General features: G+C 67.9%; 4 protein-coding genes and 2 pseudogenes. 2 read left to right on the top strand and 4 right to left on the bottom strand.

Annotated features, from left to right (window positions below; genetic code table 11):
* Positions 1 to 53: 53 nt before the first annotated feature.
* Positions 54 to 392, bottom strand: coding sequence for a hypothetical protein (locus ACIA73_RS40370; protein WP_399443994.1), 339 nt, complete (start codon positions 390 to 392; stop codon positions 54 to 56).
* Between the two features lie 510 nt (positions 393 to 902).
* On the opposite strand from ACIA73_RS40370, the pseudogene ppk2 reads away from it, so the two are divergent.
* Positions 903 to 1,874 (top strand): annotated as a pseudogene (ppk2, locus tag ACIA73_RS40365) (polyphosphate kinase 2).
* A gap of 228 nt (positions 1,875 to 2,102) precedes the next feature.
* Here the strand turns inward: ppk2 and ACIA73_RS40360 are convergent.
* The 3 genes and pseudogenes from ACIA73_RS40360 to ACIA73_RS40350 all read right to left on the bottom strand — a co-directional run bounded on the left by ACIA73_RS40360 (position 2,103) and on the right by ACIA73_RS40350 (position 3,850).
* Positions 2,103 to 2,258: a hypothetical protein gene (locus ACIA73_RS40360; RefSeq protein ID WP_399443993.1), complete on the bottom strand. Its 156-nt coding sequence runs from the start codon at positions 2,256 to 2,258 to the stop codon at positions 2,103 to 2,105.
* A 793-nt stretch (positions 2,259 to 3,051) separates the two neighbouring features.
* Positions 3,052 to 3,192 (bottom strand): annotated as a pseudogene (locus ACIA73_RS40355) (IS5/IS1182 family transposase); the annotation flags it as partial.
* A 259-nt stretch (positions 3,193 to 3,451) separates the two neighbouring features.
* Positions 3,452 to 3,850 carry a hypothetical protein gene (locus ACIA73_RS40350; protein ID WP_399443992.1) on the bottom strand — a complete coding sequence of 133 codons (399 nt, stop codon included), beginning with the start codon at positions 3,848 to 3,850 and terminating at the stop codon, positions 3,452 to 3,454.
* 266 nt (positions 3,851 to 4,116) lie between these two features.
* On the opposite strand from ACIA73_RS40350, the gene ACIA73_RS40345 reads away from it, so the two are divergent.
* Entirely contained in the window at positions 4,117 to 5,298 is a 1,182-nt protein-coding gene (locus tag ACIA73_RS40345; RefSeq protein ID WP_399443996.1) for a serine hydrolase domain-containing protein, read from the top strand.
* Positions 5,299 to 5,533 lie beyond the last annotated feature (235 nt).

The following is a 5,533-nucleotide window of genomic DNA, read 5'->3' as shown; positions in this document are numbered from 1 at the left end:
CTACGAACGCAAGGCCGACCACTTCCTCGCCTTCACCAGCATCGCCTGCACTCTCATCTGCTACCGCAGACTCGCCAAATGAGATGACTTCTAAGCAGTAGTTCGCTCGGCTCTCCCTCGCCGGTGGCGATGCAGGCGTCCAGACCGAGCCGGCCGGGGTCGTCGCCCTCCAGGGCGAGAGTCCGGAACCCCTCCTCCTCCACCAGGAGGCGCACGATGCGATGTGCCACCTCCGACAGTTCGTGTGTCTGGCGGGCAGCGGCTCCGAGTGCCACGATCTTTGCATCACGTACGAGCGGGGCGAGCGGTCGCAGATCATCCAGGGGGTCGTGGGGCTTTCTGCCGTTCAGTGCTTGCGAGTTGTTGTGGATCCATTCGGTTGCTGTCTCCATTGGCCTGCCTCCGCCCCAAGTTCCGCCTCGCGCGGACCACTTCGGTAAATGGTCTGACCTTGAGCGTGGTTGAGGTCAAGAGCCCTCTTGGAGGATCCCGGCTCCATTGACGAAGGGCTGGTCGTAGACCAGGCGCAGCCCGTGGGCGGCCTGTTCGCAGTGCTCCTGAGCGGTGGTCAGTTCGTGCACCACGGCTCGTGCACCATGGGGAAATCCATGAACGTGGCCGGCCGCAGGCCGACGATGAGCCGGGCGTCCCGGGGTGCCGGCACGTCCCGCGCAGCAGGACCACGAGTTCTGGGATTCGGGTGATGTCGAGTTCTCCGCTTCCCACGACGGTGTACCCGGCGTGGGCCGTCCCACTGGTCCGCCCGCGTTTACGTATGGTCACGGGGGCAGCCGTCACGGTACTGGCGCCTTGCGACCGAGGGCGGCTAGATGTCATCACGACGGTCCGGCCAGCCGGGCAGAAGGGAGCCACCTGTGGGCGTTTCCGGGCAGGCATCGGGAATGAGAACGCGGAACGCTTCGTCCGCTGAGGCGGAGCTGCTCGCCGGGCTCCAGGTGGACGAGCAGCGGCCGGAGCAGCCTGTGCTGCTGGACCAGGACGGTCGGCCGCTGCGGACCTGGCGGGAGAACTACCCGTACGACAAGAAGTTGGGGCGCACCGCTTACGAGCGGCAGAAGCGCGTCCTGCAGATCGAGATGCTCAAGCTTCAGAAGTGGGTGCGCGAGAGCGGACAGCGGGTCGTGGTGGTGTGTGAGGGCCGGGACGCGGCCGGCAAGGGCGGCACCATCAAGCGTTTCACCGAACGCCTTAACCCGCGTGGTGCCCGCGTCGTGGCACTGGACAAGCCCACGGAGCGCGAGAGCGGTCAGTGGTACTTCCAGCGGTACATCACCCACCTGCCCACCGCCGGGGAGATCGTCTTCTTCGACCGGTCCTGGTAGAACCGGGCCGGGGTCGAGCGCGTCATGGGCTTCTGCTCACCGGACGAGGTCCGGCACTTCTACGCCCAGGCACCGGTCTTCGAGCAGATGCTTGTGGACGACGGGGTGCTGCTGGTCAAATTCTGGTTCTCCGTCTCGCAGAACGAGCAACGCACCCGGTTCGCGATACGCCAGGTCGATCCCGTACGACAGTGGAAGCTCTCGCCGACGGACCTCGCATCGCTGGATCTGTGGGACGCGTACACGGCGGCGAAGGTGGACATGTTCCGTGCGACAGACACCGCGCACGCCCCCTGGACGGTGGTGAAGAACAACGACAAGCGGCGGGGGCGGATCGAGGCAATGCGCCATCTGCTGCTGCGGTGCGAGTACACCGCCAAGGACAAGGAAGCGATCGGCGAGGCCGACTCCCTGATCATCGGCGCGGCCGACACCCTTTTGGAGAGCGGCGAGGAACCCACCACGCTCTCGCCCACCCCGCTGCGTACCCCCGGAGAAGGTCCGGGGCGTCACCCGGAGACCGAGGCATAGGGTGCCAGGCGGTGCCAGGCGGCCGGGGGAGCCCGTGGCTTGTAGCCGGCCTGGGGAAATCCCGGCCGAGGGTTTCACGCGTACCCGCTGCGCAGCGGGTACGCGGCAGCCCCCTACGCCGATGCAAAGCGAAGGGGGCGGTGCGGAGGGCCTGGCCAACCGCTGAAAACCGCAGCCGCAGGCGGGCGCTCTGTGCTTTGCGGCGCGCTTGGCCAGGACGCCGCGCCTCTAGAAGTAGTGCTTGCGTCCGCCGACCGCGCGGCCCGTCGCGCCCAGAATCCACAGGATGGCGCCGACCACGAGGAGGATTCCGCCGATGGTCGTCAGCAGCGGGATCCCCACCAGCACACCGACGAGGAGCAGAATGAGGCCGAGAATAAGCATGAGGTGTCCGATCTCTCCGAAGGCGGGTTTCGCGACGCCGGCGTTGCCGCGACCAGGGCCGTTCTTTTGCGTTCGGTCGTTCAAGTGCCCTGCCTCCGGTCATGAATGCGCATGTTTCTTAGATTTTCTTTACCCCGTGTGCCGGTCAGCTGTCGGCGGTGGTCCGCAGGGCGTCGCAGGGTGTACTGGAACTCCTCCCTCAGCCGCGTGGCCTCCACGACAAGAACTCCGTGAGGGGGCTCCGGTCGGCCAGTAGCGGCTGGGTTCGTCGGCGGTCAGGAGTAGCGGTGGGGGAGGGTGTCCTGCGACGGGCCGGGAAAGGTCCCACGGCCCCCGCTGGACCGGCCCGGAGTGCCGTGGCGTTGCCTCGGCCCGGCCACCGCCCAGCCCCCTCGGAGCCGGGCCACACTTCCCAGGGATCTGCTGGTTCCTCGACCGCGGAACTGGACAGGGCCGACGTGCCTGGGTAGGTCAAGGGCCCTCTCCCGTCCGGCTTTCCCCGAATTCGGCTGCCTCGACCGAGGACGCCACACGTGACGCCGGCTTCGGCCGGTTGGCGGGGTTGCTGCAATTTTCTGTCCTGTACCGCAGCTCGGACTTTCTCGTCCCGCGCCAAGATCAGACTGATGGAGCCATCTTCGAGGTCGAGGCCGCTCTCAAGGTGTTCGTGATGCCCATCCCCGAAGCTCAGGATCAGCGGGGCCGAGGAAGCGTGCGGCGAGGTCCCGCAACCCGGCTGCGTTGGCAGCAATGGTGAGCGCGGTATCGGAGACCCAGGGTCTGTCCGATGGGCTCACGAGCGGAGCCACAGGCGGAGCGGGGCAACGGTCACCGTTCCGTGGAAGACGTAGGTACGCTTGTCGAAACGAGTGGCTACGGCCCGGAAGCCCTTGAGCGCATTGAACGTCCGCTCGACTTCGTTGCGGCGTTTACGGACGTGAGGTCGGCCAGGTCGAGGCGGACCAGCCGGACGTCCGTCCCGGGTGCGACCGCCAGGACGCGCTTCAGGACGTACGCGCCCGTTCGACGCTGTGGCAGGCCAGCGCGGTGCGGGGGACGTCGAGTGCGGTTCAGGAAGTCATCGGATGCCGTTCATGTGGAGGCCGGAGGGGCAGGCGTGCATCGGGGAGCGGTGCGGACGTGCCCCGTCCGCGCCGATCCACGCCTCCTCAGCCCCTGAGCCTCGCCGCTGATCAGGCGATGGCCCACTCGGTGTGGCAGTCGTACACCCGGCCGTTGTCCGTCTGACAGGACGTCAGCTCGACCTTGGTGCCCTCGGCGATGCTGAGGTTGTACTCCACGGGCCCGTAGTCGCTGGGGCGCCCCGGGTACTCACGGCCGTTCACGAAGGCCGTCACGCCCTTTCCGTCCGACACGAGGTCGTAGACCCACAGGGTCTCACCGTAGGAGTTGAACCGGACCGAGTCGACGTGCGCGCCGTTCGCCTCGTGCCAGATCTGGCACGACTTGCCTCCGTCGTCACTGTCGGCGGTCCAGCAATGGGCCTCCAATGCGGAGGCACTTCCCTGGTTGAGGCCGACAAGTGCCACCGAAGCGGCGAACACCACCGCGACACGACTGAATTTGCGCACGCCAACTCCCCTTAACCAAAAGACCGTTCGGGCTACCGCCCAATGGATCATCCCCGATCCCCTCCGAACGCACCAGCCCCCACTTCCTCGTCCCCTGACGCACACGAGCGAGGTTCGACAGAGGCTCGCCGATGTGCTCGGAGCCTGTGTCTCAACCCTCGCCGGTCTCCTGCGGTCCTGTGGTGAAGACGGCTCCGGGCGAATCCCCAGGAACCGCACCCGTCCAGCGCGACACGCACAGCGACAAGGGGCACGGCATGACGTTCATGACATTACGGAAGACCGCACGGGCCGCAGCGGTGGCTCTTGCGGCGACGATGGCGGCCACCGCCTTCACCGTCCCCGCCCAGGCATCACCGAACGCCGCCCGGGGCGCGGCAGGTCACGAGGCGACCCGGCGCGCGATGGACGCGGAAGTGAAGGCAGGCATCCCCGGCATCACGGCGCAGGTGCGTGACGCGCACGGCGTCTGGAAGGCGACATCGGGTGTCGGTGATCGATCCACCGGTGCGCCGCGCGGCGAGAACGACCGGTACCGGGTCGGCAGCATCACCAAGACGTTCGTGGCGACCGTCCTGCTCCAGTTGGAGGCCGAGGGCAGACTCGACCTCGACGACACCGTGGAGGACCACCTCCCCGGCCTGGTACGGGGCAACGGCAACGACGGCGGCAAGATCACCGTTCGTCAGCTCCTCAGCCACACCAGCGGCCTGTTCGACTACCTGGCCGACGAGAAGTACGTCGAGACGTACATGCGCGGCGAGGGATACCTCAAGCACCGCTACGACACTCTGCCGCCTCTGAAGCACGTGAAGGTGGCGCTGTCCCACCCGCCGCAGTTCACGCCGGGCAAGGAGTTCTCGTACTCCAACACCAACTACATACTGGCCGGACTGATCCTGGAGAAGGCGGGCAAGCGGACGTACGAGGCCCCGGTCCGCGACAGGATCCTCAAGCCGCTGGGTATGACGGCCACGACCAACCCCGGCAACAGCATCCGCCTTCCCCGCCCCAGCAGCCGCGCCTACTCGAAGCTGTTCGACGCGCAGCCCGACCGGATCGACGACGTCACCGAGATGAACGGCTCGCAGGGCTGGGCCGACGGCGACATCATCTCCACCAACGGCGACCTCAACCGGTTCTACCGCGCTCTGATGCGCGGCCAACTGCTGCCGCCCCAGCAGCTCAAGGCCATGAAGACGCCGGGCCCTTCCACCGGCCGCGCAGGCATGTCGTACGGTCTCGGCCTCATGAAGATACGGACGAGCTGCGGCACCACGCTCTGGGGTCACGGCGGCGGCATGGTCGGCTCGACCTCGCTGGCCGTGACCACGGAGGACGGCCGCCACCAGCTGGCGTACAACCGCAACGGGGACTGGAACACGGGGGCCCCGGACGCCATCACGGAAGCCGAGTACTGCCGTCCGAAGGCGCTCCGGAACCGATAGAACGGTGCCGGAGTCCGGAGTTCGGACACGTCGCGTTCCCGGACGGGAAGGCCGAGAGGCACGCCGTCGGACCACGGCGTGCGCCAACTCCGCACGCCGCTTCCTCCGTACGTCTCCGGCCGGAGCGCGCCGCGCGGCGACGCGGAGGCCGCGGGGGTGGGGGGGGGGGGGGGGGGGGGGCGGCCCCCCCCCGGCCCCCGGGGGGGGGGGGGGGGGGGGGGGGGGCGCCGCGGGC

The sequence above is a fragment of the Streptomyces sp. NPDC051561 genome, from assembly GCF_044454195.1.
GTDB lineage: Bacteria > Actinomycetota > Actinomycetes > Streptomycetales > Streptomycetaceae > Streptomyces.
This window is presented reverse-complemented; position numbering and strand designations above follow the sequence as displayed.

Excerpts from the sequence above, each read along its gene's own strand:
- ACIA73_RS40345 (WP_399443996.1), top strand. The coding sequence starts at position 4,117 with ATGACATTACGGAAGACCGCACGGGCCGCAGCGGTGGCTCTTGCGGCG.
- ACIA73_RS40360 (WP_399443993.1), bottom strand. The coding sequence starts at position 2,258 with ATGCTTATTCTCGGCCTCATTCTGCTCCTCGTCGGTGTGCTGGTGGGG.
- ACIA73_RS40370 (WP_399443994.1), bottom strand. The coding sequence starts at position 392 with ATGGAGACAGCAACCGAATGGATCCACAACAACTCGCAAGCACTGAAC.